The 3048-nt window shown below is 66.6% G+C and carries 3 protein-coding genes; 1 reads left to right on the forward strand and 2 read right to left on the reverse strand.

Features of this window, described 5'->3' with window-relative positions; all coding sequences use genetic code 11:
- Window positions 1–92 precede the first annotated feature (92 nt).
- Window positions 93–680 carry an acyltransferase gene (locus EB75_RS26610; RefSeq protein WP_073698224.1) on the reverse strand — a complete coding sequence of 196 codons (588 nt, stop codon included), beginning with the start codon at window positions 678–680 and terminating at the stop codon, window positions 93–95.
- A gap of 149 nt (window positions 681–829) precedes the next feature.
- Here EB75_RS26610 and EB75_RS26615 point away from each other — a divergent pair, with 149 nt between their 5' ends.
- Complete coding sequence (locus EB75_RS26615) at window positions 830–1900, forward strand: glycosyltransferase (protein ID WP_073698225.1); 1071 nt, start codon at window positions 830–832, stop codon at window positions 1898–1900.
- 15 nt (window positions 1901–1915) lie between these two features.
- Here EB75_RS26615 and EB75_RS26620 read toward each other — a convergent pair whose 3' ends face one another.
- A complete protein-coding gene (locus EB75_RS26620; protein ID WP_073698226.1) occupies window positions 1916–2974 on the reverse strand; it encodes a beta-galactosidase in 1059 nt (352 codons plus the stop codon).
- Window positions 2975–3048: the final 74 nt, after the last annotated feature.

A 3048-nucleotide genomic window follows, 5' to 3' on the forward strand; every position in this document is an offset into this window, starting at 1 on the left:
GGAGGGCAAGGGACACGGCGACGTCGACAGCTCGGCGTACCTCGAGTGGCTGGGCAAGCGGTTCCAGGGCCAGCCCCCGCCGGACAACTGCACTACGCAGTGAGCTTGCGCTCCCCGGTCCTCACGGCGGGGATGCCGGCGACCACCGTCATCGGCGCGACGTCCTCACGCACCAATGAGCACGGCGCAACGACGGCGCCGGTGCAGACCTGAACCCCCTGGACGATCATCGAGCGGAACTCGACCAGCGCGCCCTCGTCGATGTAGATCGGCGCGTCGAGCTGGCTGAAGTCGTCGGAGTTCACCACGTGCTGCCCCGAGATCAGCTGAACGTCACGCTCCACGATGACGTTGTCGGCGATGACGATCTCGCCGCGTGCGTCCACGAGGGATCGGGTGCCGATCACGCACCCGGCACCGATGTGCAATTGCTGAATTCCGAGGACGCGCACCCCGAGTTCGATCCTGGTGTCCGCGCCGATCTCGGCGCCGAAGATCCGCAGCGTTGCCACGCGCACCGCGTTCGACGGGAAGTTCGTGACGAAGACGTTGTAGAGGCGTTCGCCGAGTTGCTCCCATTTGTTCGTCGGGAACCACGTCCTGGAGATCTTGGTCGGATGGACGTCAGCGGTCGAATCCTCCGCCGACTCCGGGTGCTCGTTGCCTGGTGTCACGGTCACAGACCTGCACTCCTTTTCGCCCGAGCGATTCATCGGCAAACATTTCCGCTCGAGGAGTATATCGTGTCAACGGACGCAACAAAGCCGTGAGCGTCACCGAGCGGGTTCGCCCGTCCACCCCTGCCCCGATCCGACGGAAAAGGATCCCCGTGCGCGTTATTCACATCACCGAGGCCTTCGGCGGCGGTTTGCGAACGGCGATCGTGAATTACATCAGCGCCACCCCGCAAATCGAACACACGTTGTTCGCCCGGACGCGGGAAGCTCATGTGACCACCGATATCCCGTCCAATTCGCACCTCGAACAATACGAGGGCGGCCTCCTGGGCTTCTACGGCAGCGCCCTGCGCACGGTCGCGCGGAACAACTACGACATCGTGCACCTGCACTCGAGTTTCGCGGGCATTCTCCGGGCCTTCCTGCCGCCCTCCACGCGCATCGTGTACTCACCCCACTGCTACGCGATGGAGGACCCGCGGAAGTCGGTCCAAACCACGGCGTATTGGGCGGTCGAACGGCTACTCGCGCAGCGGCCGCAGCTGCTCACCGCCGTGAGCCCCAGGGAGATGGAGGTCGGGAACCGGCTCAGCAGGCGCATGCCGACACGTCTCGTGCCGAATGCAGCACCTGCGAGAACGTCTGCCTCGCAACCGATCTCGGCCACCACCTCCGCGGCCCACGAGTCGTCGCGGCCCGTCGTCACCATGATCGGGAGGATCTCCGACCAGAAGGATCCCGAGTACTTCGCCGAGGTGACCGCGATCCTGGGAGACCGCTACCGATTCCTCTGGATCGGCGACGGCGACGAGGGGCGCACGGCCCTGGAGGCGGCGGGGGTGGAGATCACGGGGTGGGTGGCGCCGGACCGCGCGTACGAGCTTCTCGCGTCGTCGTCGCTGTACGTCCACACAGCGGCCTGGGAGGGCGGACCGTTGGCGACGCTCGAAGCAGCCGACATCGGGTGCCCCGTGATCTGCCGGGACATCCCCAGCATGCGTTCCCTTGGCTACGAACTCGCAGGGAGAACACCGCGTGAGACCGCTGCGGCGATCGAGCGGTACTTCGCCGACGCCGAGTACCGCAGCGAGGTGCAGATCGCGAGCAAGGGCCTACTCACGACGTACTCCACCGAGCGGATGGCCACGGATCTGGTGGCCGCGTACTCGTTCGCGCTCGAAGCGCTGGGGCCTCGGGGCGCCGCACGGCAACCCCCTCGCTGACGCCGGCGAGTTCGCTCAGCGCTTCAAGACCGCGGCCGCGGGCTTGGGTTGCCAGTCGCTCGTCAGCAAAGCCCCGAAGTTCGATTCCCGATCGCCTCGGTTGGCGGAGTCGTTATCGCGGATGCTGTAGATGAACGCGGGCCCCGCGTAGTCCAACCCCGCGATGGCGGCGAGAAGATCGGTGATCTCGGCGGCCTGCTGCTCCGGGCTCACGCCCTCCGCAGACGGAGCACTGGTCGGCGCGCCCAACTCCGTCATCCAGATCTTCTTCCCGGCATCGCCGCGGGCCACCATGACATCGCGCATGCGGGCGACATCGGACCACCCGTTCTCCGTATCCGCTTGCAGCCCACCGGGGAACACGTACGGATGCGCCGCGGCCGCGTCGAAGAAACCCTGCGCGCCTGCGTCGTACATGCCGTTGAGGAAGGCGGGCGGCGCGTCGCCGCCACCCGCGCGGCTGAGCCCCGCCGCGATGACGGTGCTGTTCGGTTGCACGCTCTTGATCGCGGGGTAAGTCGCCTTGAGGATGTCGGTGTATCGGCTGACGCGATCACCGCCGAAGCCGAAGAACAGCCCGAGGTTGGGCTCGTTCCAGATCTCCCAATCGCTGATGCGCGAGCCGTAGCGGTTCACCACGGCTTTGCTGAATTCGGCGAACACCGCGGGATCCGTCGGCGGCGCGGTGAAGAACGACGGATTCGGCCGGGCCCAGGGTGGGGTGAACGCGATGTTGCCGAGCACGCGCAGTCCGCGCGCTCCCGCGGCGTCGACGATCCGATCGAAGACTCCCCACTCGTAGGCGCCCTGAGATGGCTCGGCCACATTCCAGTCGAAGAGCACCCGCAGCCAGGTGGCGTTCGTGGCCGCAACCGCGTCCAGTTCGCGGTTGAGGTCCTGCGGGCTGAGATTGAGCATCCAGGAGCCCTCACTGAAGCCGTATCCGGCGGCGGGGACAACCGGAGCCGCGTGTGCGACCGGGCTCACACCACCCACGGCGATGACGGCGGCGGCGGCCACCGCGCCCATCGATCGGAGGAAGGATTTCACCGAAACACGTGGACGCCAGGCCATGCAGCGAACATACCCGAAGGGGCAGACGGCGGCCCGGCGGGCAAATTCAAATCAAGATCGAAAGCGCTGGCGAA

Source organism: Mycobacterium sp. ST-F2 (assembly GCF_001905655.1).
Taxonomy (GTDB): domain Bacteria; phylum Actinomycetota; class Actinomycetes; order Mycobacteriales; family Mycobacteriaceae; genus Mycobacterium.